Origin of the sequence: Streptomyces sp. NPDC007872 (genome assembly GCF_042868165.1) — a bacterium.
GTDB lineage: Bacteria > Actinomycetota > Actinomycetes > Streptomycetales > Streptomycetaceae > Streptomyces.
Genome location: NZ_JBIAEA010000002.1, coordinates 1,015,126 through 1,035,922, shown reverse-complemented (window position 1 = coordinate 1,035,922; position 20,797 = coordinate 1,015,126). Strand labels below are relative to the sequence as shown.

Annotated in this window: 20 protein-coding genes; 10 read left to right on the top strand and 10 right to left on the bottom strand. The window is 74.7% G+C overall.

Features of this window, described 5'->3' with window-relative positions:
- Nucleotides 1–114 precede the first annotated feature (114 nt).
- On the bottom strand, nucleotides 115–750 hold the full coding sequence (locus ACFYNX_RS09790; protein ID WP_388659463.1) for a uridine kinase: 636 nt from the start codon (nucleotides 748–750) through the stop codon (nucleotides 115–117).
- Between the two features lie 4 nt (nucleotides 751–754).
- The gene (locus tag ACFYNX_RS09785; RefSeq protein WP_388659461.1) at nucleotides 755–1,228 is read right to left on the bottom strand and encodes a hypothetical protein; all 474 of its coding nucleotides are present in this window, start codon (nucleotides 1,226–1,228) and stop codon (nucleotides 755–757) included.
- Between the two features lie 43 nt (nucleotides 1,229–1,271).
- Between ACFYNX_RS09785 and ACFYNX_RS09780 the strand changes: the two genes are divergently transcribed.
- Nucleotides 1,272–2,024, top strand: coding sequence for an SDR family NAD(P)-dependent oxidoreductase (locus ACFYNX_RS09780; protein ID WP_388659459.1), 753 nt, complete (start codon nucleotides 1,272–1,274; stop codon nucleotides 2,022–2,024).
- Nucleotides 2,025–2,072: 48 nt separating this feature from the next.
- Nucleotides 2,073–2,429, top strand: coding sequence for a MerR family transcriptional regulator (locus ACFYNX_RS09775; RefSeq protein WP_388659457.1), 357 nt, complete (start codon nucleotides 2,073–2,075; stop codon nucleotides 2,427–2,429).
- On the opposite strand, the gene ACFYNX_RS09770 is transcribed toward ACFYNX_RS09775, so the two are convergent.
- On the bottom strand, nucleotides 2,419–3,060 hold the full coding sequence (locus ACFYNX_RS09770) for a helix-turn-helix domain-containing protein (RefSeq protein WP_365540863.1): 642 nt from the start codon (nucleotides 3,058–3,060) through the stop codon (nucleotides 2,419–2,421). The genes ACFYNX_RS09775 and ACFYNX_RS09770 overlap by 11 nt on opposite strands.
- Before the next feature lie 100 nt (nucleotides 3,061–3,160).
- Between ACFYNX_RS09770 and ACFYNX_RS09765 the strand changes: the two genes are divergently transcribed.
- From ACFYNX_RS09765 to ACFYNX_RS09755, 3 genes are all read left to right on the top strand, one after another.
- Nucleotides 3,161–4,372: a pyridoxal phosphate-dependent aminotransferase gene (locus tag ACFYNX_RS09765; RefSeq protein WP_356546322.1), complete on the top strand. Its 1,212-nt coding sequence runs from the start codon at nucleotides 3,161–3,163 to the stop codon at nucleotides 4,370–4,372.
- Nucleotides 4,373–4,456: 84 nt separating this feature from the next.
- Complete coding sequence (locus ACFYNX_RS09760) at nucleotides 4,457–4,915, top strand: hypothetical protein (RefSeq protein WP_388659453.1); 459 nt, start codon at nucleotides 4,457–4,459, stop codon at nucleotides 4,913–4,915.
- Between the two features lie 11 nt (nucleotides 4,916–4,926).
- Nucleotides 4,927–5,604 (top strand): DUF2293 domain-containing protein, encoded by a 678-nt coding sequence (locus ACFYNX_RS09755; protein WP_388659450.1) that lies wholly within the window; start codon nucleotides 4,927–4,929, stop codon nucleotides 5,602–5,604.
- A gap of 47 nt (nucleotides 5,605–5,651) precedes the next feature.
- Here ACFYNX_RS09755 and ACFYNX_RS09750 read toward each other — a convergent pair whose 3' ends face one another.
- The 3 genes from ACFYNX_RS09750 to ACFYNX_RS09740 all read right to left on the bottom strand — a co-directional run bounded on the left by ACFYNX_RS09750 (nucleotide 5,652) and on the right by ACFYNX_RS09740 (nucleotide 10,727).
- A complete protein-coding gene (locus tag ACFYNX_RS09750; protein ID WP_388659447.1) occupies nucleotides 5,652–6,476 on the bottom strand; it encodes a chaplin in 825 nt (274 codons plus the stop codon).
- 127 nt (nucleotides 6,477–6,603) lie between these two features.
- On the bottom strand, nucleotides 6,604–7,872 hold the full coding sequence (locus ACFYNX_RS09745) for an SWIM zinc finger family protein (RefSeq protein ID WP_388659444.1): 1,269 nt from the start codon (nucleotides 7,870–7,872) through the stop codon (nucleotides 6,604–6,606).
- On the bottom strand, nucleotides 7,869–10,727 hold the full coding sequence (locus ACFYNX_RS09740; RefSeq protein ID WP_388659441.1) for a DEAD/DEAH box helicase: 2,859 nt from the start codon (nucleotides 10,725–10,727) through the stop codon (nucleotides 7,869–7,871). Before ACFYNX_RS09740 ends, ACFYNX_RS09745 begins: the two co-directional genes overlap by 4 nt.
- A 400-nt stretch (nucleotides 10,728–11,127) precedes the next feature.
- Here ACFYNX_RS09740 and ACFYNX_RS09735 point away from each other — a divergent pair, with 400 nt between their 5' ends.
- Nucleotides 11,128–11,463 carry a hypothetical protein gene (locus ACFYNX_RS09735; RefSeq protein ID WP_365540874.1) on the top strand — a complete coding sequence of 112 codons (336 nt, stop codon included), beginning with the start codon at nucleotides 11,128–11,130 and terminating at the stop codon, nucleotides 11,461–11,463.
- Nucleotides 11,464–11,552: 89 nt separating this feature from the next.
- Nucleotides 11,553–11,831, top strand: coding sequence for a DUF6343 family protein (locus ACFYNX_RS09730; protein ID WP_388659438.1), 279 nt, complete (start codon nucleotides 11,553–11,555; stop codon nucleotides 11,829–11,831).
- Between the two features lie 27 nt (nucleotides 11,832–11,858).
- Here the strand turns inward: ACFYNX_RS09730 and ACFYNX_RS09725 are convergent, their stop codons facing one another.
- The 3 genes from ACFYNX_RS09725 to ACFYNX_RS09715 form a co-directional block, all read right to left on the bottom strand.
- Nucleotides 11,859–12,227 (bottom strand): tetratricopeptide repeat protein, encoded by a 369-nt coding sequence (locus ACFYNX_RS09725; protein WP_125668397.1) that lies wholly within the window; start codon nucleotides 12,225–12,227, stop codon nucleotides 11,859–11,861.
- Between the two features lie 142 nt (nucleotides 12,228–12,369).
- Nucleotides 12,370–12,975, bottom strand: a complete 606-nt coding sequence (gene coaE / locus ACFYNX_RS09720; protein WP_365540875.1) for a dephospho-CoA kinase — start codon at nucleotides 12,973–12,975, stop codon at nucleotides 12,370–12,372.
- A 31-nt stretch (nucleotides 12,976–13,006) separates the two neighbouring features.
- The gene (locus tag ACFYNX_RS09715) at nucleotides 13,007–13,945 is read right to left on the bottom strand and encodes a PAC2 family protein (protein ID WP_365540877.1); all 939 of its coding nucleotides are present in this window, start codon (nucleotides 13,943–13,945) and stop codon (nucleotides 13,007–13,009) included.
- A 222-nt stretch (nucleotides 13,946–14,167) separates the two neighbouring features.
- Here ACFYNX_RS09715 and ACFYNX_RS09710 point away from each other — a divergent pair, with 222 nt between their 5' ends.
- Entirely contained in the window at nucleotides 14,168–15,115 is a 948-nt protein-coding gene (locus ACFYNX_RS09710; RefSeq protein ID WP_388659433.1) for a right-handed parallel beta-helix repeat-containing protein, read from the top strand.
- A gap of 192 nt (nucleotides 15,116–15,307) precedes the next feature.
- Here the strand turns inward: ACFYNX_RS09710 and rpsA are convergent, their stop codons facing one another.
- Entirely contained in the window at nucleotides 15,308–16,810 is a 1,503-nt protein-coding gene (gene rpsA, locus ACFYNX_RS09705; RefSeq protein WP_365540881.1) for a 30S ribosomal protein S1, read from the bottom strand.
- 346 nt (nucleotides 16,811–17,156) lie between these two features.
- Between rpsA and ACFYNX_RS09700 the strand changes: the two genes are divergently transcribed.
- Both ACFYNX_RS09700 and hrpB read left to right on the top strand, forming a co-directional pair.
- Nucleotides 17,157–17,996: a class I SAM-dependent methyltransferase gene (locus ACFYNX_RS09700; protein WP_388659430.1), complete on the top strand. Its 840-nt coding sequence runs from the start codon at nucleotides 17,157–17,159 to the stop codon at nucleotides 17,994–17,996.
- A gap of 180 nt (nucleotides 17,997–18,176) precedes the next feature.
- On the top strand, nucleotides 18,177–20,777 hold the full coding sequence (hrpB, locus tag ACFYNX_RS09695) for an ATP-dependent helicase HrpB (RefSeq protein WP_388659428.1): 2,601 nt from the start codon (nucleotides 18,177–18,179) through the stop codon (nucleotides 20,775–20,777).
- The last annotated feature ends 20 nt before the right edge of the window (nucleotides 20,778–20,797 follow it).

Genomic DNA, 20,797 nt, shown 5'->3' with positions numbered 1-20,797 from the left:
GGTTCGAGGCCGGGGGCCGGAAGCCGGGGTGCGGGTCCGGAGGGCCGGGGCTCGGAATTCGGGTCCGGAAGGCCGGGGGTCGGAAGCCGGCGCGGTGTCCCCCACCGCCGGGCCCTACCGCCCGAGTCCCGTCCAGGCCGGGTGGCGCGGGTCGTCGGCGCGTACGACGACGTCCGCCGTTCCGGCCGGGTCGACCTCCGTCTCGTACCGGGCGAAGGCCGGGAGGGTCCAGGGTTCCTCCGTGTGCCGGGCGAGGGCGGCGGGCGAGAGCCGCAGGTGCACGGTGAGGTCGAAGGGGAACCAGTGGCCGAGCAGGAAGGGCCCGTGCAGGAGGAGGACCCCGCCGGGCGGCAGCGTGACGTACGGGCTGCGGGTCGCGCGGTCCGTGGCCGGGTCCCACAGGTCGGGCAGCACGCGCCCGGTGCCGCCGGGCTCCAGCGGGCCGAAGACCTCCCGCCACAGGGCCCCGGTGTCGGTCCACCCGCCGTAGTACGCGTCGGGGTCCTGCTTGCCGTACTCGTACCGGAGGGAGGCGGGCCGCAGGAACCCGTCCGTGCCCGCCAGGTGGACGGGACGCCCGCGCGTCCGCAGGGCCCCGGCCAGCGCGGCGGCGAGTTCGGCGCCGGGCGCGGCGGGCGGCCCGTCGATGCCGACCTTGAGCCACGCGCCGCCGTCGCCGGGGGCGGACGCGTCGACGCGTCCGGCGAGCGCCTCCGCCAGCTTGTCCCAGGTGATCGCCTCGTACCGCATGCCCTCACTCTGCCCGTACGCGCGGCGGACCGTCGTCACCGGGGCCGCGCAGCGGCACGCCGAGCCGGTCCGCGAGGGCCCGCGCGGTGGCGAGGGGCTCCGTCCAGACGGTCTCCTGCCATTGCGCCAGTGCGTGCGGCCGCCCGGACGAGCCGGGCAGGACGGCGCCGAGCACCAGGATCCAGCCCTGCGTGTCGCCGTCCCACCCCAGTTCCAGGGCGACGGGCGGTCCGGGCAGCGCGGCGGCCTGTCCGGCGAGGGCGTCCACGTCCTGGGACGGCAGCGGTACGAGCCGGTCGGCGAGGATCTCCATGCGTGCGGCGACGAGGTCGACGCAGTCGCGCAGGCCGGGGCGGGGCGCCACCCCGGACTCCCGCATCTCCTTGACGGCCATGATCTGTCTGCGCCGGACGACGAGCGCGTCCACGCGCTCGCGTACGTCCTGCGGCAGGGCCGTCCACAGTTCGTGCGGTGTCATGGCTTGACCTTGTCACTGGCGTCAGCGTTCGACCATCGGATTCATGGACACCACCACACCCACCAGGGTCGTCGTCGTCACGGGCGCGGGCACCGGCATCGGCCGGGCCACCGCGCGGGCCTTCGCGGAGCGGGGGGCGACCGTCGTCGCCGTCGGCCGCGGGGAGGAGCCGTTGCGGGAGACCGCCGAGGGGCACTCCGGAATCCATCCGTTCGCCGCCGACGTCACGGCGGAGGGCGCCGCCGAGGAGATCGTCCGGGCCGCCCTGGGTGCCCACGGCCGCCTCGATGTCCTCGTCAACAACGCCGGGATCGCCACGGGCGGCCCGCTCGGCACCCTGGACCGCTCCGTGATCACCCCGCTCCTGGAGACGAACCTCGTCGCCCCGCTCCTGCTCACCCGGGCCGCCGTCCCCGCGCTCCGGGAGTCCCGGGGCGTGGTGGTGAACGTGTCGACGACCGTCGGGCAGCGCGGCTGGCCCGCCAACTCCCTCTACCCGGCGACCAAGAGCGCCCTGGAGACCCTGACCCGCTGCTGGGCCGTGGAGCTCGCACCGGCCGGAGTCCGGGTGGTGGCGGTCGCCCCCGGGCCGGTCGAGACCCCGATCGGCCGGCACGCGGGCCTGTCCCCGGAGCGGCGGGAGGAAGTGCGCGCCCGGCAGCTCGCGCACGTTCCGCTGGGGCGGCTCGGCAGGCCCGAGGAGGTCGCGTGGGCGATCACCGCCCTCGCCGCGCCCGAGGCCTCCTTCACGACCGGCGCGGTCCTGCCCGTCGACGGGGGCGCGCTGGTCCTCTGAGGGGCGGCCCGCCGGGCCGTGGTACGACTGTGCGGGGAGGTGGCGTCCTTGCGCATCGGCGAACTGGCCCGGCGGACCGGGGTGTCGGCCCGGGCCCTGCGGCACTACGAGAAGGCGGGTCTGGTCACGTCGTCCCGGGCGGCCAACGGCTACCGGGTGTACGAGGAGGGCGCCGTCACGCGGGTCGCGAACATCCGGTACCTGCTGGACGCCGGGCTCACCCTGGACGACGTGTCCGCCTTCCGCTCCTGCCTGGACGGGGACGTGCCCTCCGCCCCGCCGTCCGCCCGCGGCCTGGAGATCGCCCGCGAGCGGCTGGCCGTGCTCGACGCGCGGATCGCGGCGCAGACCGCGGCCCGCGACCGCCTGGCGAAGACCCTGGAGGCGGAGTCCGTCAGGACGTGAGGCCAGGGGCCCCGACCAGGACCGGCCCCGTCCCCTCCAGCTCCGCGCGCCCCGACGCGACCGCCTCCGCGAGCGTCAGTTCCCCGTCCGCGAGCGCGCGGCACGTCGCCGCGTCGGTCCGCAGCCGGGCGTCGGGGGCCTCCGCCGGGCCGTCCCCGTACGCGACGCCGCCGTCGGCCCCGATCCGTACGTGGAACTCCCCCTCGTCCAGGGTGACCTGGACGGTCCCGGGGCCCAGCTCCGCGAGCGGGCCGAGGAGCGGGATCGCGTACCAGTGCGCGCGCACGGCGTCGGTCGGCCGCGGCTCCCCCAGGTCGGGCGCCCCCCACGCGGCGAGGGCGCGCAGGACGGGCAGCAGGTCCCGGCCGCGCGGGGTGAGCTCGTACACGGACGCCGAGGCGGGCGGGGGCAGTCGGCGGCGGGTGACGAGCTCGGCGCCCTCCATGTCCTTGAGGCGGCCGGCCAGCATGTCCGTGCTGACGCCGGGCAGGTCGGCGTGGAGGTCGGTGTAGCGGCGCGGCCCGGCGAGGAGTTCGCGGACGACGAGCAGGGTCCAGCGGTCGCCGACGAGGTCGAGGGCGCGCGCGGCGGCGCAGTGCTGGTCGTAACTGCGGCGTGACTGACGTGGCATGCGACGCAGTCTAGACATGTCGTTGGACTTTCCAAGCTCGAACTTGGTAAAACCAAGCATCGCCGAGTGGCGCTGATTCCTGGAACTGGGGAGGTCGGACATGGAGTTCCGGCAGTCGAGCAAGCTGAACGAGGTCTGCTACGAGATCCGCGGCCCGGTGATCGAGCACGCCAACGCCCTGGAGGAGGCGGGCCACAGCGTCCTGCGCCTCAACACGGGCAATCCGGCCCTCTTCGGCTTCGAGGCGCCCGAGGAGATCGTCCAGGACATGATCCGGATGCTCCCTAAGGCCCACGGCTACACCGACTCGCGCGGCATCCTCTCCGCCCGCCGCGCGGTGGCCCAGCGCTACCAGGCCATGGGCCTCCCGGAGGTCGACGTCGACGACGTCTTCCTCGGCAACGGCGTGTCGGAGCTGGTCTCCATGGCCGTGCAGGCCCTCCTGGAGGACGGCGACGAGGTCCTGATCCCCGCCCCCGACTTCCCGCTCTGGACCGCCGCCACCACCCTGGCGGGCGGCAAGGCCGTGCACTACCTGTGCGACGAGTCGGCCGACTGGTACCCGGACCTCGACGACATGGCGTCGAAGATCACCGACCGGACCCGGGCCGTCGTGATCATCAACCCCAACAACCCCACCGGCGCGGTCTATCCGAAGGAGATCGTCGAGGGGATCCTCGACCTCGCCCGCCGCCACGGCCTGATGGTCCTCGCCGACGAGATCTACGACCGGATCGTCTACGACGACGCCGTCCACCACCCGGCCGCCTCCCTCGCCGACGACCTGGTGATCCTCACCTTCGGCGGCCTCTCCAAGACCTACCGGGTGGCCGGCTTCCGCTCCGGCTGGCTGGTCGTCACCGGTCCGAAGCGGCACGCCGCGAACTACCTGGAGGGCCTGACCATGCTGGCCTCCATGCGCCTGTGCCCCAACGCCCCCGCCCAGTACGCCATCCAGGCCGCGCTCGGCGGCCGCCAGTCGATCCACGAGCTGACCGCCCCGGGCGGCAGGCTGCGCGAACAGCGCGACCGCGCCTGGGAGAAGCTCAACGAGATCCCCGGCGTCTCCTGCGTGAAGCCGAAGGGCGCCCTCTACGCCTTCCCGCGCCTCGACCCGGCCGTGCACCGGATCCACGACGACGAGAAGTTCGTCCTCGACCTGCTGCTCCGGGAGAAGATCCAGGTCGTCCAGGGCACCGGCTTCAACTGGCCGCGCCCGGACCACTTCCGCATCCTCACCCTGCCGTACGCCGACGACCTCGACGCCGCGATCAGCCGCATCGGCCGCTTCCTGAGCGGATACCGGCAGTAGCGGACACGGGCGGTGACGCGGGCCCTCCCGGCTGTCATGATCAAGGGGTCCGAGAGGCCGAGGGAAACGGGAGGGCGGCCGGTCATGGACGCCGCACTGATAGCCGTGGCGGGCACCCTGCTGGGTGTCGTCTTCACGCACTGGTTCCAGGGGCGGGCCGCCGAGCGCACGGCCGCGCTCGCCCGGTCCGAGCAGCTCCGGCAGGAGCGGATCGCGACCTACAGCGCCTTCGCCGGCGCGGTCGTCGACTACCGGCACAGCCAGAACGACCGCTGGTTCCGGACGGTCGAGGAGCCCGGTTCGGAGGAGGCCGAGGAGTCCCGCTACGCCTCCTACCGGCAGCGCACCACCGCCCGGCAGGCCCTCTTCCGCGTCCAGTTGGTGTGCGACGACCCCGAGACCCGGCGCCTGGCGGAGAGGGCCTTCGAGGAGACCCACTGCATGCACGAGGCGGTGGGGACCGCGGACCGCGCCCGCCGCTCCGAGCGGGCGAAGGAGGCCCTCGCCCTGTTCGTCGCCGCCGCCGCGCCCGGCGTCCGCTGACGGGGGCGGGCATGGACCTCGTCGCGCCGGTCGTCGTCGAACCGCTCAAGCGCCGCCGCTGCTCGGAGTGCCACCGGGGGCCGCTGGAGCGGATGGTCCTGGAGTTCAACGCGCCGGTCTGCCTGGACTGCGCCGACCTCGGGCACCTGGTCTTCCTGCCCCGGGGCGACACCGCCCTCACCCGGCGGGCCCGCGAGGCCAGCACCCTCTGGGCGGTGGTGGTACGGCACAACCGGCGCCGCACGCGGTACGAGCGCCAGGGCCTCCTCGTCGAGGAGGCGGCGCTGGCCGGGGCGGAGCGGACCTGCCTGGCGGACGCGGAGGCGCGGGCCAGGCGGCGGGCCCGGGACGCGGAGCGGCGGGCGGTCCTCGACGCCGGGATCACCGCGGCGCTCCGGGCGGAGATCCTGCGGCTCTTCCCGGCCTGTCCGGCGGACCGGGCCGACGAGATCGCCGCCCACGCCTCGGCGAAGGGCAGCGGGCGGGTGGGGCGCACGGCCGCGGGCCGCTCGCTCGACCGTGGTGCGGTGACCGCCGCGGTACGGGCCGGCGTACGGCACGTCGACACCCCGTACGACACCCTGCTGATGCAGGGGGTGCCGCGTCACCAGGCCCGGACGAGGGTCGCGCCCGCCATCGAGGCGGTGCTCCGGGCCTGGCGCGGCGGCGACGGGGAAGCGCGCGGCTGACGGCTCGGGCGTCAGTGCGCGCCGGTCCCGCCGCGCGGAGCGTCCCCTCAGGCCCGGTCTCCGGCGCGGCGCGCGCGGCGGTACAGCAGGGCGCCGCCGAGGAGCAGCGCGGCACTGCCCGAGGCGGCGTAGCCGATGACGTCCGACGAACCGGTGTGGGCCAGCGCGGCCTCGCTCTTCTCGCCCTGCGGCGCGGGGGCCGGGACGGGGGCGGGGACGGGGGCGGGCGCGGGCGACTCGGTCTGCGCCTGCGGGACCGGGATGTTCCGCACGGGGGTCTGCGGGCGCGGCGTCGGCGTCTCGATCGGCTGGGCCGGCTTCGCGGGGCCGTTGACCGCGGTGTTGCCGAAGGACGGGTTGCCGATGCCGACCACGTTGACCGAGTTCCCGCTGACGTTCACGGGGAGGTCGACGGGGAGCTGGAGGCCGTTCCCGGAGAGGACGCCGGGCGAGCCCTGGGTCTGGCCCTCGGCGGTGGAGCCGCCGCCGTTGGAGGAGCCGCCGCTCTGGGCGCCGCCTCCGTGGGAGCCGCCGGCCTGCTCCCCGCCGCGCGGGGTGCCGGGCTCGTCCTTGTGGGAGTGGGAGCGGCCGCCGCCGTCCTCGTCCGACCCGTAACCCGCGGGCTCGTCGGAGACGTTGGCGCAGTTGTTGCCGAAGGCCGGGTTGAGCAGCCCGACGACGTTGACCGTGTTGCCGCAGACGTTGACCGGGACGTGCACCGGCAGTTGAACCGTGTTGCCGGAACCGACTCCCGGCGAACCGACCGCGGCGCCCTGGGCGCCGGCGTCGGCGTGCGCGGCGCCCACCGAGAGGGCGAGCGCCCCGCCCGTGACCAACAGTGTGGCCAGACCACTTCGGCGAATCTGCCTCATGGCTTCCTGCCTTCCGGAGGTGTGCACGGGCAGTCGCCCGTACCCGAATCAACGCGGCGGACGTGTGCGCCGGATCCGGCCACCGGAGGGTTTCACCCCAACGAGTGGGGCCTGTTCGAGTGTGGACTCACCGTCCCAGGAGACCGTCGAGGGTGTCGACCGGGTCGGAACCGGGGTCGCCGCGCGGCCACCAGTCCTCGCGGTCGGCGTCCGACTCGTAGCCGTACCAGAGGCCGTCCCGGCCGAGGCGGAGCTGGAGGGACCGGCCCGAGAGGCGGTTGCGCCAGGGGCGGGCGGGGAGGCCGGCGGCGAGCAGCGCGGGTCTGGCCCGGTCGAACGGGCCGGCCGGCGGGTCCCAGGCCTCTTCCAGGACGGCGAGGCCCTCGGCGCCGCCCTGCCGCCAGGCGGCGACGGCACGGGCCAGGTCGGTGGGGGTGCGGTCGAGGGCGTGGGCCAGGTCGCGGTAGAGGGCGCGGGTGGAGGCGGTGAGCCCGGAGCCGGGGTGCGCGGCGGCGAGCCGGACCGCGTCCTGCCAGGGGGTGAGGGCGGCGACCGGGTCGAGGCCGGTGGCGAGGAGGGCGTGGGCGCGGGCGGCGGCCTCGGTGGCGAGGAGGTCGAGCGCGAGCGGGTCGGGGGCGGCGGGGTCGGGCGGGAAGACGGCCGGGCGTCCGGGCCGGTCGGGGAGCGGCAGCGGGGCGGGCAGCGGCGGGAGTCCGGTGCCGGTGGCGGCGTCGAGGGCGGTGCGGGCCGGGACGGTGGACATCGGGGGCGGGGCGGCGGCGGTCTCGGCGGCGGACCGGGCCGCGTTGCGCCGGGTCAGCTCGGCGAGGAGCTCCTGCTCACCGCGGCCGCGCATCAGGAAGAGGACGAACGGGTCCTGGTCGAGGAGCCGTGCGGCCTGGTAGCAGAGGGCGGCGGCGTGCTTGCAGGGGTAGCCGTCGTCCGGGCAGGAGCAGTCGGGGACGAGGTCGCCCGGCGCGGGCAGCAGCCCGGCGACCGCCTCAAGGGCGTGCGGCACGTCCTTGTCGAGGAGGGCGGCGATGTGGTCGGGGCGCGCGGTGGCCCCGTCGAGGAACTCCTCCCAGCCGTCGTCGCCGAGGATCCGCATCCTGATCTCGGTGCGGTACGGGCGGGGCCGGCTGCCGTGGACGTAGGCGACGACCCGGCCGGGGGTGACCGTGATCGCGTCGACGTGGCCGCGTCCCGCGTAGGCCTTGCCGCGGGCGAGGCGGGCCGGGTCGAGGGCGGCGTCCTCCAGGGCCTCGACCCAGGCGTTTCCCCACCAGGTGGCGGCGAACCGCCCGTCGGGGGCCTCGCGGGGCGCGACCTGCGGGAAGGAGCGGCGGCGGTCGTCGTGGCGGGGGGCGGTCCCGCGCGCGGCCCGGGCGCGGTTCACGAGGGCCTCCTCAGGGACACCAGGTCGGCGAGCTCCCGGTCGGTGAGTTCGGTGAGGGCGGCCTCGCCGGAGCCGAGGACGGCGTCGGCCAGGGCCCGCTTGGCGCGGAGCATCTCGGCGATCCGGTCCTCGACCGTGCCCTCGGCGATCAGCCGGTGGACCTGCACCGGCTGGGTCTGTCCGATGCGGTAGGCGCGGTCGGTGGCCTGCTCCTCGACGGCCGGGTTCCACCAGCGGTCGTAGTGGATCACGTGGCCGGCCCGGGTGAGGTTGAGGCCGGTGCCCGCGGCCTTCAGGGAGAGCAGGAAGACGGGGACCTCGCCGTCCTGGAAGCGGTCGACCATCCGCTCCCGCTCGGCCACCGGGGTGCCGCCGTGCAGGAGTTGGGCGGGGACGCCGCGCGTGGCCAGGTGGTCGGCGAGGAGCCGGGCCATCGCCACGTACTGGGTGAAGACGAGCACGGACCCGTCCTCGGCGAGGATCGTGTCGAGCAGCTCGTCGAGGAGGGCGAGCTTCCCCGAGCGGCCGGCGAGACGGGCGGTGCCGGGGCCGCGCGGAGCCTCCTCCCTGAGGAACTGGGCGGGGTGGTTGCAGATCTGCTTGAGGGAGGTCAGCAGCTTCATGACCAGGCCGCGGCGTGTCATGCCCTCGGACTCCTCGATCCGCGCCATGGTCTCGCGGACGGTCGCCTCGTAGAGGGAGGCCTGCTCCCGGGTGAGGGGGACGGGGTGGTCGGACTCCGTCTTGGGCGGCAGCTCGGGGACGATGCCGGGGTCGGACTTGCGGCGGCGCAGCAGGAAGGGGCGCACGAGCCGGGCGAGCCGCTCGACGGCCTCGTCGTGCTCGATCTCCTCGTGGTTCTCCACGGCCCTGGCGTGCCGGGAGCGGAAGGCCTTGAGCGGTCCGAGGAGGCCGGGGGTGGTCCAGTCGAGGAGGGCCCACAGCTCGGAGAGGTTGTTCTCCACGGGTGTGCCGGTCAGGGCGACCCTGGCGGGCGCGGGGATCTCGCGCAGCGCCCTGGCGGTCGCGGAGAACGGGTTCTTGACGTGCTGCGCCTCGTCGGCGACGACCATCCCCCACTCGTGCGCGGCCAGTCGGGCGGCGCTGGTGCGCAGGGTCCCGTAGGTGGTGAGGACGAAGCCGCCCCCGGTGCCGTCCAGGTCCCGGTCGGCGCCGTGGAAGCGCCGCACGGGCACGTCGGGGGCGAACTTCCGCACCTCCCGCTGCCAGTTGCCGAGCAGGGACGCCGGGCAGACGACGAGGGTGGGGGCGCGGCGGGCGCGGCGCAGGTGGAGGGCGATGAGGGTGACGGTCTTGCCGAGGCCCATGTCGTCGGCGAGGCAGCCGCCGAGGCCGAGCGAGGTCATCAGGTCGAGCCAGGCGAGGCCCCGGAGCTGGTAGTCGCGCAGGGTGGCGGTGAGGCCGGGCGGGGCCTGCACGTCCTCGGGTCCGGCCAGGAGCCGGTCGCGGAGGGCGGCGAGCGCTCCGACGGGGACGGCGGGGACGGTCTCGCCGTCCACCTCCGCGGTGCCGGTGAGGGCGACGCCGAGTGCGTCGACCGGTTCGAGCAGGCCGAGTTCCCGCTTGCGGGCCTTGCGGACCAGGTCGGGGTCGACGACGACCCACTGGTCGCGGAGGCGCACGACGGGCCGGTGGGCCTCGGCCAGGAGGTCCATCTCGCGCTCGGTGAGCGGATCTCCGTCGAGGGCCACCTGCCAGTCGAAGCGCAGCAGCTCCTCGCTGTCGAAGAAGGAGGTGCCGTCGGTCGCGGAGCCGGGGGCGGCGAGCGCCGGGCGGACGACGGCGGAGGCGCTGAGCGAACGGGCCAGCTCGCGCGGCCAGTGGACGGCGACCCCGGCGTCGGCGAGCCGGGCGGCGGCGGGGCCGAGCAGCTCGTACAGCTCGTCCTCGGTGACGGCGAGGACGTCGGGCACGTCCCGCTCCAGGAGCCGGGCCAGTGGGGCCCAGACCCGGGCGGCGCGGCGCAGGGCCAGGACGGCGTCGATCCGCGCGCGGGGGCCGAAGTGCTCGCCCTCCCCCGCCCACAGGTCCGTGGCGTCGATGACGAGGGTGGGGTCGGCGAGACTGTGGACCTGGAGGAGCGCGGCGGCCGCGTGCCGCTCGCCGCCGCTCTTCTCCGCGCTCCCTTCGCCGGGGGCGCCGATGTCGAAGAGTTCGTACGGCGACAGGTCGAGGCGGAGCGAGACGCGGACCCCGGCGTCCATTCCGGCCGCCGCCTCGGCGGCCCAGGCACGCGCGCGGGGCAGGTGCTGCGGGGCGCGGGCCGCGAACGGCGCCCCGACCGCGTGGGCGGCGGCCGGGGTGCGGGGCAGGGCGTCGGCGACGGCGTCGAGGAAGGCGCGGACGAGGGCCTCGGGGTCGGGCAGCCGCAACGGTCCGCGGCCGGGGACGGGCACGGCGTACGCCTCGGCCGGCAGGGCGGCGGCGACGGCCCGCAGATGGGCGATGTCGTCCGCGTGCAGGGGCCCGGCCCGCCAGGCGTCGAGGTCGTCGGCGGTGAGTCCCGGCAGGAGCCGTCCCCGGGCGGTCAGGTGCAGGGCGTGCAGGGCGGCGGCGCCCCAGCCGGCGGTGGCGGGGTGGGCGACCGGGTGGTGGCGGGCCGCGACGAGGTGGGGCAGGGCGGCCTCGACGGGGAGGGTGACGGCGGGGACCTCGCGGCTCCGGGCGCCGTTGCCGTGCCGCCGGGCCACGGTCAGCGCGACGCGCTCCGCGCCGGCCACCGTCCCGGGGTCCGGCAGCGCGCCGCCGTCGGGGGCCCAGAAGGCGATCCGGCCCTCGCGGGGAAGGGCGGCGGGCAGGAAGACGGCGGCGCCGGTGCTCCAGGTGTGTGTCACGGCTCCGCTCCCCTCCCCCGGCCCTCCGCCGCGTGCCGGAACTCCGACGAGCTCCGACGTGGACCTCCGACCTTACGGGTGGGGACTGACAACGGGCCCGGCCACCGGTCCGACCACCGGTCCGGGCGCCGATCCGACCACCGGTCCGGGCGCGAGTCCGACCGCCGGTCCGTGTGCGGTCGCCGGGCGGTTCCCCCGGGCGGCCCAGCAGCGGATGACACGGGGCCCGCCCGGCGGGAGGGTGGGCCTGGACCGGGGACGGGCCCGAGGGGCACCGTCCGCCGCCGCTCGCCGCCGTCCGTCACCATCCGTCGCCGTCCGTCGCCGTCGCCTCGGCCCGGCGGTCGCCCGACATCCGCCCGCATCCGTCCGACACCCACTCGACAGAAGAGGAACCGCCATGTCCGTTCGCCGGCGTCTCACGACCGCCACCGGGGCCGTGCTGCTCACCCTCGCCGTCGCCGGCTGCTCGGGCCTCGGCCGCACCGCCGTGGGCACGATCTCGTACGAGACGGAGCGCGAGGTGGGCGTGACGGTGACGAGCCCCTCGGTGAAGGGCTGCCACCGCCTGGCGCCGTCCGGCGCGACCAGGGTCGAGAACAACACCCTGGTGGACATCGTGCTGTACCCGACCCTCGACTGCCGGGGCAAGGATTCCACCTACCTGCCGTCCGACACCACGGACGAGATCGTCCCGGAAACCCTCCCCTGGCGCAGCTACAGCGTCATCCACTAGGTCCCGTCCGGCTCTCCTTCGCTTTCCGTCCGGGGCGGGTCCATGCTGGAGGTGTCCGGAGAACCCCGCGGGAGACGTGGACGGGAGGCATGAGCGCCATGCGGACCGGGAGCGAGCCGGTGACCGCGCGCAGCCCCTTGCGGATGCGGTTCTGGCTGAGCGTGTGGGGACTGCTGTGGGCGGCCTTCGGCACGGTCGCGTTCGCCCTGGTGGGCCGGCCCGGCTGGGCCGCGGCCTGCGGGGTGCTGTTCCTGGTGGTCCTGGTCGACCTGGCCCTCGTGGTGCGCCGCATGCGGCAGGGACCGCACTGGCAGCCGGGCCGGGACGTCCCTCCGTACGACCCCGGCCGCGGCGGCGGGAAGCGCTGAGCACCCTTCCGGATCTCCGGTACGTCCTCAGTTCCGCGAGTCGAAGCCCGCCGCCTGCAGGTACTCCGGCTTGGGGTCGAGCGCGGCGGCCAGGCGGAAGTGCCGGGTGGCCCGGTCGGTCTGTCCGGAGCGCTCGAAGGTGCGGGCCAGGGCGAAGTGGGCGAAGGCGTTGTCCGGCTCGCGCTCCAGGACCAGCTCGAACTCGAGCTGCGCGGGGCGCAACTGGGCGGCGGCGAAGAAGGCCCGCGCGCGCAGCAGGCGCGCGGCCGTGTTCTCGGGGTGGGCGGCGATCACCGAGTCCAGCAGCTTCACGGCGCCCCGGGGGTCCCGCGCGGCCAGCAGTTGCTCCGCGGCGCGGAAGTCGATGACGTGCGTTTCCGGGTTGCTGTCGGCCACGATGGCATCCTTCCCCTCGTTCGGTGGTTGAACACCGGACCCGGCGGCCGCATTCCGTCCGGACCCGCCGGACGGGCCCCACGCGGAGGACGCGGCCCGCCGGACAGGCCCCGAACGGAAGACGCGGCCCGCCGGACGGATCCTAAACGGAGGACGCGGCCCGCCGGGCCAGCTCGTCCCAGACCTTCCGCACCTGCGGTTCGAGGGCGTCGAGCGGTCCGTCGTTGTCGATCACGAGGTCCGCGACGGCCAGCCGCTGCGCGCGCGTGGCCTGGGCCGCCATCCGGGCCCGGGCCTCGGACTCGTCCATGCCCCGCAGCCGTACGAGCCGGTCGAGCTGGGTCTCCGGGGACGCGTCCACGACCACGACCAGGTCGTAGAGCGGCGCGAGCCCGTTCTCGGTGAGCAGGGGGACGTCGTGGACGACGACGTCCCCGGCCTCCGCCCGGCTCTCCAGCTCCGCCGACCGGGCTCCGACCAAGGGGTGGACGATGGCGTTGAGGGTGGCCAGGCGGTCGGCGTCGGCGAACACGATGGAGCCGAGCTTCGGCCGGTCGAGCGTTCCCTCCGCGGTGAGGACGCCGTCGCCGAAGGCCTCCACGACGGCCGCGAGCCCCGGGGTGCCGGGCTCCACGACCTCGCGGGCGATCCGGTCCGCGTCGACGAGGACGGCCCCGTACGAGACGAGCAGTCGTGACACTTCGCTCTTGCCGGCGCCGATCCCGCCGGTCAGGCCCACCTTCAGCATGAGCGGCAGCTTAGGGCCTGCCCCGGCGGGGCTACGCGTCGCCCTCCCGCTCCGCGAGGAAGCGCTCGAACTCGCGGCCCAGCTCGTCCGCCGACGGCAGGTCGGCGGGCTCGGCGACGAGGTTGCCGCGGGTCTCGGCCCCGGCCACCGCGTCGTACTGGTGCTCGAGACCCTGCACGAGCGCCACCAGCTCCTCGTCGCCCTCGCCGATCTGGCGGTCGATCTCGGTCTGGGTGCGGCGGGCCTCCGTCCGCAGGGAGTGGGCGACACCGGGGAGGACGAGCCCCGTGGCGGCCGTGACGGCCTCCAGGGCGGTCAGGGCCGCGTCCGGGTAGGCCGAGCGGGCCACGTAGTGCGGGACGTGGGCGGCGACGCCGAGGGTGTCGTGGCCGGCCTCGGTGAGCCGGTACTCGACGAGGGACTCGGCGCTGCCGGGGACCTGGGCCTCGTCGAAGGGGCTGCGGTGGCCGGGCATGAGGTCGGTGCGGCTGCCGTGCGGGGTGAGCCCGACCGGGCGGGTGTGCGGCACGCCCATGGGGATGCCGTGGAAGTTGACGGAGAGGCGCACGCCGAGGCGCTCGACGATCTGCCGGACGGCGGCGGCGAACCGCTCCCACTCCACGTCCGGCTCCGGACCGGAGAGGACGAGGAAGGGGGCGCCGGTGGCGTCCTGCACGAGGCGCACCTCGATGGACGGCGTCTCGTACGCGGTCCAGCGGTCGCGCCGGAAGGTCAGGAGCGGGCGGCGGGCGCGGTAGTCCACGAGCCGGTCGTGGTCGAAGCGGGCCACCAACTGGTGCGGAAGGGTGTCGAGCAGGCCTTCGACGATCTGCTCACCGGTCTCACCCGCGTCGATGTAGCCGTCGAAGTGGTACAGCATGACCAGGCCGGCCGACTCCTGCGCCAGAGCCATGTCGACGACGGCCACGCCCTTCGGGTCCCATTCGTACAAATCCTGCGGATCAAGCACGATTACCGCTCCTCCTCGTGTTCCCTCTGGGAACGCGCCGGGCCGCGCCGCCATTCCCGGAGCCCGTGATCTTTCGACGGAACGGCCCGAACTCGGGCCACTAGTCCAGACCTTGACACGGTCGGGGCTGCTCCCTACCGTCTCCCGACAGCGTCGCGTTCAGCCTCTCGATCCCCGTGCACATACAGGAACACCCCCATTCCTGCCCCGGAAGGCACCCCCATGCGCCCTCGAACGCTGCTCCTCCCCCTCCTCCCGGCGCTCCTCGCCGTCCCCCTCGTGACCTCCCCGGCCGCCGCGGCAACCATCGAGGTCACGACCGCGGCCCAGCTCAAGTCGGCGCTCACCGCCGCGCGCCCCGGCGACACGATCCACCTCGCGGACGGCACGTACACCGGGAACTTCAAGGCCACCACGCCGGGCACCTCGTCCGCCCGGATCACCCTGACCGGCTCCTCGCGCGCGGTGCTGACCGCCGGCGGAGGCTACGGGCTGCACCTCAACGGCGCTTCGTACTGGACGGTGAAGGGGGTGACGGTGACCGGCGGCCAGAAGGGGATCATGGCCGACTCCGCGAACGGCGTGGTGATCGACGGGGTGACCGTGCACGACCTGGACATGGAGGGCGTGCACTTCCGCAACTCCAGCAAGAACGGGGTCCTCAAGAACTCCCGGATCTACGACACCGGGAACGACGGCCGGGGCATGGGCGAGGGGGTGTACGTCGGCACCGCCAACAGCCTGAGCGACAAGAGCGACGGCGCGCAGATCCTGGACAACGTGATCGGGCCGGACGTCGGCGGCGAGAGCGTCGACGTCAAGGAGGGCACGACCGGGGCGAGGATCGTCGGCAACACCTTCGACGGGCGCGGGCTGACCGGCGCCAACTACGACGACTCCTGGGTCGACGTGAAGGGCAACGACGTCCTCGTGGAGGACAACACCGGGGTGAACACGACGAACAACGGCTTCGAGACCCACAGCCAGCAGGCCGGCTGGGGCTGCGGGACGGTCTTCCGCGGCAACCGCGCGAACCTGACGGGCGCGGCCGGGCCGCAGCGGCTCGCGATCCACGTCACCAACCAGAGCGCCTCGTGCCGGACCACGGTGTACGCCTCGAACACGGTGACCGGCGGGAACGGCCTGACGAACATCGCCGTCACGCCCTGAGCGGTGTGCGGGCCGCGCATGAGCCCCGTACGCGACACGGAGCCGTGTGCGGGGCCATACGCGACGGGGCCCTACACAGGGGGCCGTGCAGGAGGGCCGTACGCGGGGGCCGGGAAAACGTCCGAGGCCCGCTCCCCCGGAGGGGAACGGGCCTCGGTCTCGCTAGCGGCTAGCGCTCAGCGGAGAGCCTGTTCAGCTCTGGCCGCCGGCCAGCTTCTCGCGCAGGGCGGCAAGCGCCTCGTCCGACGCCAGGGCGCCGGAGTTGTCGTCCGACTCCGAGGAGTAGGAGCCACCCGACACGCCCGCCGGGGCACCGGCCGGAGCGGCGGTGCCACCCTCGGCAGCGGCGGCCTCGTCGGCCTCGCGGGACTTGATGACCTGGGCCTGGTGCTGCTCGAAGCGGGACTGCGCCTCGGCGTACTGGGTCTCCCAGGCCTCGCGCTGGGTCTCGAAGCCCTCGAGCCAGTCGTTGGTCTCGGGGTCGAAGCCCTCGGGGTAAATGTAGTTGCCCTGGTCGTCGTAGGACGCGGCCATGCCGTACAGGGTCGGGTCGAACTCGACCGAGGCCGGGTCGGCACCGAAGGACTCGTTGGCCTGCTTCAGCGAGAGGCTGATGCGGCGGCGCTCGAGGTCGATGTCGATGACCTTGACGAAGATCTCGTCGTTGACCTGGACGACCTGCTCCGGGATCTCCACGTGACGCTCGGCCAGCTCGGAGATGTGGACCAGACCCTCGATGCCCTCGTCCACGCGGACGAACGCACCGAACGGAACCAGCTTGGTGACCTTACCCGGGACGACCTGACCGATCTGGTGGGTCCGGGCGAACTGCTGCCACGGGTCCTCCTGGGTCGCCTTCAGCGACAGGGAGACGCGCTCGCGGTCCATGTCCACGTCGAGAACCTCGACGGTGACCTCCTGGCCGACCTCGACGACCTCGGACGGGTGGTCGATGTGCTTCCAGGACAGCTCGGAGACGTGCACGAGACCGTCGACGCCACCCAGGTCCACGAAGGCACCGAAGTTGACGATCGAGGACACGACGCCGGAGCGGACCTGACCCTTCTGGAGGGTCGTGAGGAAGGTCTGGCGGACCTCGGACTGGGTCTGCTCCAGCCAGGCACGGCGGGACAGGACCACGTTGTTGCGGTTCTTGTCCAGCTCGATGATCTTCGCCTCGAGCTCCTTGCCCACGTAGGGCTGGAGGTCGCGGACGCGACGCATCTCGACCAGGGAGGCCGGGAGGAAGCCGCGGAGGCCGATGTCGAGGATGAGACCACCCTTGACGACCTCGATGACGGTACCGGTGACGATGCCGTCCTCTTCCTTGATCTTCTCGATGGTGCCCCAGGCGCGCTCGTACTGGGCGCGCTTCTTCGAGAGGATCAGGCGGCCTTCCTTGTCCTCCTTCTGGAGGACCAGGGCCTCGATCTCGTCGCCGACCTTGACGACCTCGTTCGGGTCGACGTCGTGCTTGATCGAGAGCTCGCGGCTCGGGATGACACCTTCGGTCTTGTAACCGATGTCGAGCAGGACCTCGTCCCGGTCGACCTTCACGATGACGCCGTCGACGATGTCGCCGTCGTTGAAGTACTTGATCGTCTCGTCGATCGCGGCGAGGAAGGCTTCCTCGTTACCGATGTCGTTGACCGCAACCTGCGGGGTGGTGGCGGTGGTCTCGGTGCTGCTCGTCATGTGGGAAAGGGCTCCGGTTACGGACAGAAAGTCGTAGGTACTGCTACGCCGAGAGCCCGTATCGCACCAAGAAGCCGGACAGCCAATGAAACTCCCTGCCCGCGAACGGGAGGAGCCTCGAAAACCGAGGGGACATATACCAGGTACGAGCGCGGCCTGCTCCGTCTGAGGCACGCAGACCCGCAGCGCAACCTTTAGCATACGGAAGCGGCCGGACAGGGTCAATGCGCGAAGCGCGCACCCGGGGCAGATCGGCTCAACTCCGGCGCCACTCATGTCCATCCACGCCGTTTCGGCGTGGTCCGCCGCACGGCGGTACTGAGCGCAAACTACATCGGCGGGCGAGATGAACCAAGAGTACGGACGCGAAGACGCGGTCCAGGGCGAGGCCGACGGGGCGGAGGCGACCCGGCGTGACGCGGGGGACGCGGAGAGCAGCCGGGCGAGCCGCGGATGGTGGGACCGGAACGCCGACGAGTACCAGAGCGAGCACGGCTCCTTCCTGGGCGACGACCGGTTCGTGTGGGGGCCCGAGGGGCTCGACGAGGCCGAGGCGGGGCTCCTCAGTCCGGCCGCCTCGCTGAAGGGCCTCGACGTGCTGGAGATCGGCGCGGGCGCGGCGCAGTGCTCGCGGTGGCTGGCGGCGCAGGGCGCGCGGCCGGTGGCGCTCGACCTCTCGCACCGGCAGCTCCAGCACGCGCTGCGGATCGGTGACGGGGTGCCGCTGGTGGAGGCCGACGCCGGGGCGCTGCCGTTCCGGGACAGCTCCTTCGACCTGGCCTGCTCGGCGTACGGGGCGGTGCCGTTCGTCGCCGATCCGGTCCGGGTCTTCCGGGAGGTGCGCCGGGTGCTGCGGCCGGGCGGGCGCTGGGTGTTCTCGGTGACGCACCCGATCCGCTGGGCCTTCCCCGACGAGCCGGGGCCCGAGGGGCTCTCGGTCGCGGCCTCCTACTTCGACCGCACGCCGTACGTCGAGCAGGACGAGGAGGGGCGGGCGGTGTACGTGGAGCACCACCGGACGCTCGGGGACCGGGTGCGGGACGTGGTGGCCGGCGGGTTCCGCCTGGTGGACCTGGTCGAGCCGGAGTGGCCGGCCTGGAACGGCCAGGAGTGGGGCGGCTGGTCGCCGCTGCGGGGGAACCTGATCCCGGGGACGGCGATCTTCGTGTGCGAGCGGGCGGAGTAGAGGGGGGAGGGGCGGCGCCGGTCTTGTCAGCTCTGCCGGTCCTGCCGCCCCTGCCGGCCCTGCCGGCCCTGCCGGCTCCGCCAGCCTTACCCAGGCTCCACCAGTCTTACTTACGTACTTACAGGTGGGCCCTGTGGACAACGGGGCTCGCCTTTTTCTCGCGCGTACGAGACTGAGTGCGTGATCCGAAACGAAGCGCTCGACCGTCTCCCCGTCCGCCATGCCGTCCCCGAGCTGCTCTCCGCGCTCGCGGAGCGCGGCGCGGCGGTGCTGTCCGCTCCTCCCGGCACCGGCAAGACGACGCTGGTGCCACTGGCCCTCGCGGGTCTCATGGGGGACGGGCCGGCGCGCCGGGTGCTGGTGGCCGAGCCGCGCCGGATGGCGGTGCGGGCGGCGGCCCGGCGGATGGCGTGGCTGCTCGGCGAGGAGGTCGGCGGTGCGGTCGGCTTCTCCGTGCGCGGCGAGCGGCGGACCGGTCCCGCGACCCGGGTCGAAGTGGTGACCACGGGCATCCTGCTGCAACGGCTCCAGCGGGATCCGGAGCTGGCGGGCGTCGACGTGGTGCTGCTCGACGAGTGCCACGAGCGGCACCTGGACGCCGACACGGCCATGGCCTTCCTGGTGGACGTACGGGCGACCCTGCGGCCGGACCTGAAGCTGATCGCGGCCTCGGCGACGAGCGACGCCGAGGCGTGGTCCCGGTTGCTCACGGTGCTCGACGGCAGCGGACCCGCGCCGGTCGTGCGGAGCGTGGGCGGGGGGCACGGTTACGCGGTCCGGTTCGCCCCGCCGCCCGCCGGGATCAGGCCCGCGCACGGCACCTGGGTGGATCCGGCGCTGCTGCGCCACGTGGCGGCGACGGTCCGGCTCGCCCTGGAGCGGCACGGGGGCGACGTCCTCTGCTTCCTGCCGGGCACGGGAGAGATCGCGCGGACGGCGGGACTGCTGTCCGACCTGGACGCCGAGGTGCTCCAGTTGCACGGGCGGGCTCCGGCGGCGGTGCAGGACGCGGTGCTGCGGGGCACCGAGCCGGGCGGACGGCGCCGGGTGGTGCTCGCGACGGCGGTGGCGGAGTCGAGCCTGACGGTTCCGGGTGTGCGGATCGTGGTCGACTCGGGGCTCGCGCGGGAGCCGCGGACGGACCACGCCCGGGGGCTCGGGTCGCTGGCGACGGTTCCGGTGTCGGCGGCCGCGGCGACCCAGCGGGCCGGGCGCTCGGGACGCGAGGCGCCCGGTGTGGTCTACCGCTGCTGGGCGGAGGCGGAGGACGGCGGCCGGGCGCGGTTCCCGTCGCCCGAGATCAGGATCGCGGACCTGGCGGACTTCGCCCTGCGGGCCGCCTGTTGGGGCGACCCGACGGCCGGGGGCCTCGCGCTGCTCGACGCGCCGCCGGCCGGGGCGATGGAGGCGGCCCGTTCGGTCCTCGGGTCGATCGGGGCCGTGGACGCGGCGGGCCGGGCCACGGAGCGCGGGGTACGGATGTCCCGGCTCGGGCTCCATCCCCGGTTGGGCCGTGCCCTGCTGGACGGGGCGCCGGAGGTCGGGGTCCGGCGGGCGGCCGAAGTGGTCGCGCTGCTCAGCGAGGAGCCGCCGCGCGACTACGGGGACGACCTGGTGGCGGCCTGGCGGGCGGCCCGCCGGGGCTCGGACGGGTACGGCGCGCGGTGGAGGGCGGAGGCGCGCCGTCTGGAGCGGGCGGCCGGCGAGGTGGTGACCGGGGGCGGGGGCGCCGGAGGTACCGGGGGCGGGGGCGCCGGAGGCAAGGGCGGAGGCGGGGGTGCCTCGGCGGTCGGGGAGGGTGAGGACGCCGTGGCCGGTCTGGTGACGGCGCTCGCCTTCCCGGAGCGGGTGGCCAGGGCCCGGGAGCAGGGCGGCTTCCTGATGGTGTCGGGGAGCGGGGCGCGGCTCGCCGAGGGATCCGGGTTGCGGTCCGCGCCGTGGCTGGCCGTGGCGGTGGCGGACCGCACGGCGCGGGACGCCACGGCCCGGGTGCGGCTCGCGGCGGTGGTGGACGAGGCCGTGGCGCGGCGGGCGGCCGGGCACCTGCGGTCCACCGGCGAGGAGGTCCGCTGGGAGGACGGGGACGTGGTCGCGCGCTCGGTGGACCGGCTGGGCGCGGTCGAGCTGACGGTCCGGCCGCTGGGCACCGGGGCGGATCGCACCCTGGTGCGGGAGGCGCTGCTCGACGGTCTGCGGCGCGAGGGGCCGGGACTGCTGCGGTGGAGCCGGGAGGCCGGGGAGCTGCGCGAGCGGCTGGCGTTCCTCCACCGGGAGGTGGGCGGGCCGTGGCCGGACGTGTCGGAGGAGGCGCTGGTCGACCGGGCCGGGGAGTGGCTGGAGCCGGAGTTGTCCCGGGCCGGGCGCCGCGCCGACCTGGGGCGGATCGACGCCGGCGAGGCCCTGCGGCGGCTGCTGCCGTGGGCGTCGGGCGAGGCGGGTCGGCTGGACGAGCTGGCGCCGGAGCGGATCGAGGTGCCGAGCGGTTCGCGGATACGGGTGGAGTACGGGGGCGACCGGCCGGTGCTCGCGGTGAAGCTCCAGGAGATGTTCGGTCTGGCCGAGACGCCCCGGGTGGCGGGGGTCCCGGTGCTCGTCCACCTCCTCTCCCCCGCCGGGCGGCCGGCGGCGGTGACCGCCGACCTGGCGTCGTTCTGGCGGGACGGCTACCGCGCGGTGCGGGCGGAGCTGCGGGGACGGTACCCGAAGCACCCGTGGCCGGAGGACCCGTCCGCGGCGGTGGCGACCCGGCACACGAGCGCGCGGCTCGGAAGGGAGCGGTGACCCCGTGGTGGCGGCGGGGC

What these genes read in the sequence shown, in the direction of transcription:
- ACFYNX_RS09790 (WP_388659463.1), bottom strand. Translation starts at nt 750, where the DNA reads ATGCGGTACGAGGCGATCACCTGGGACAAGCTGGCGGAGGCGCTCGCC.
- ACFYNX_RS09785 (WP_388659461.1), bottom strand. Translation starts at nt 1,228, where the DNA reads ATGACACCGCACGAACTGTGGACGGCCCTGCCGCAGGACGTACGCGAG.
- ACFYNX_RS09780 (WP_388659459.1), top strand. Translation starts at nt 1,272, where the DNA reads ATGGACACCACCACACCCACCAGGGTCGTCGTCGTCACGGGCGCGGGC.
- ACFYNX_RS09770 (WP_365540863.1), bottom strand. Translation starts at nt 3,060, where the DNA reads ATGCCACGTCAGTCACGCCGCAGTTACGACCAGCACTGCGCCGCCGCG.
- ACFYNX_RS09765 (WP_356546322.1), top strand. Translation starts at nt 3,161, where the DNA reads ATGGAGTTCCGGCAGTCGAGCAAGCTGAACGAGGTCTGCTACGAGATC.
- ACFYNX_RS09760 (WP_388659453.1), top strand. Translation starts at nt 4,457, where the DNA reads ATGGACGCCGCACTGATAGCCGTGGCGGGCACCCTGCTGGGTGTCGTC.
- ACFYNX_RS09755 (WP_388659450.1), top strand. Translation starts at nt 4,927, where the DNA reads ATGGACCTCGTCGCGCCGGTCGTCGTCGAACCGCTCAAGCGCCGCCGC.
- ACFYNX_RS09750 (WP_388659447.1), bottom strand. Translation starts at nt 6,476, where the DNA reads ATGAGGCAGATTCGCCGAAGTGGTCTGGCCACACTGTTGGTCACGGGC.
- ACFYNX_RS09735 (WP_365540874.1), top strand. Translation starts at nt 11,128, where the DNA reads ATGTCCGTTCGCCGGCGTCTCACGACCGCCACCGGGGCCGTGCTGCTC.
- ACFYNX_RS09730 (WP_388659438.1), top strand. Translation starts at nt 11,553, where the DNA reads ATGAGCGCCATGCGGACCGGGAGCGAGCCGGTGACCGCGCGCAGCCCC.
- coaE (WP_365540875.1), bottom strand. Translation starts at nt 12,975, where the DNA reads ATGCTGAAGGTGGGCCTGACCGGCGGGATCGGCGCCGGCAAGAGCGAA.
- ACFYNX_RS09710 (WP_388659433.1), top strand. Translation starts at nt 14,168, where the DNA reads ATGCGCCCTCGAACGCTGCTCCTCCCCCTCCTCCCGGCGCTCCTCGCC.
- rpsA (WP_365540881.1), bottom strand. Translation starts at nt 16,810, where the DNA reads ATGACGAGCAGCACCGAGACCACCGCCACCACCCCGCAGGTTGCGGTC.
- ACFYNX_RS09700 (WP_388659430.1), top strand. Translation starts at nt 17,157, where the DNA reads ATGAACCAAGAGTACGGACGCGAAGACGCGGTCCAGGGCGAGGCCGAC.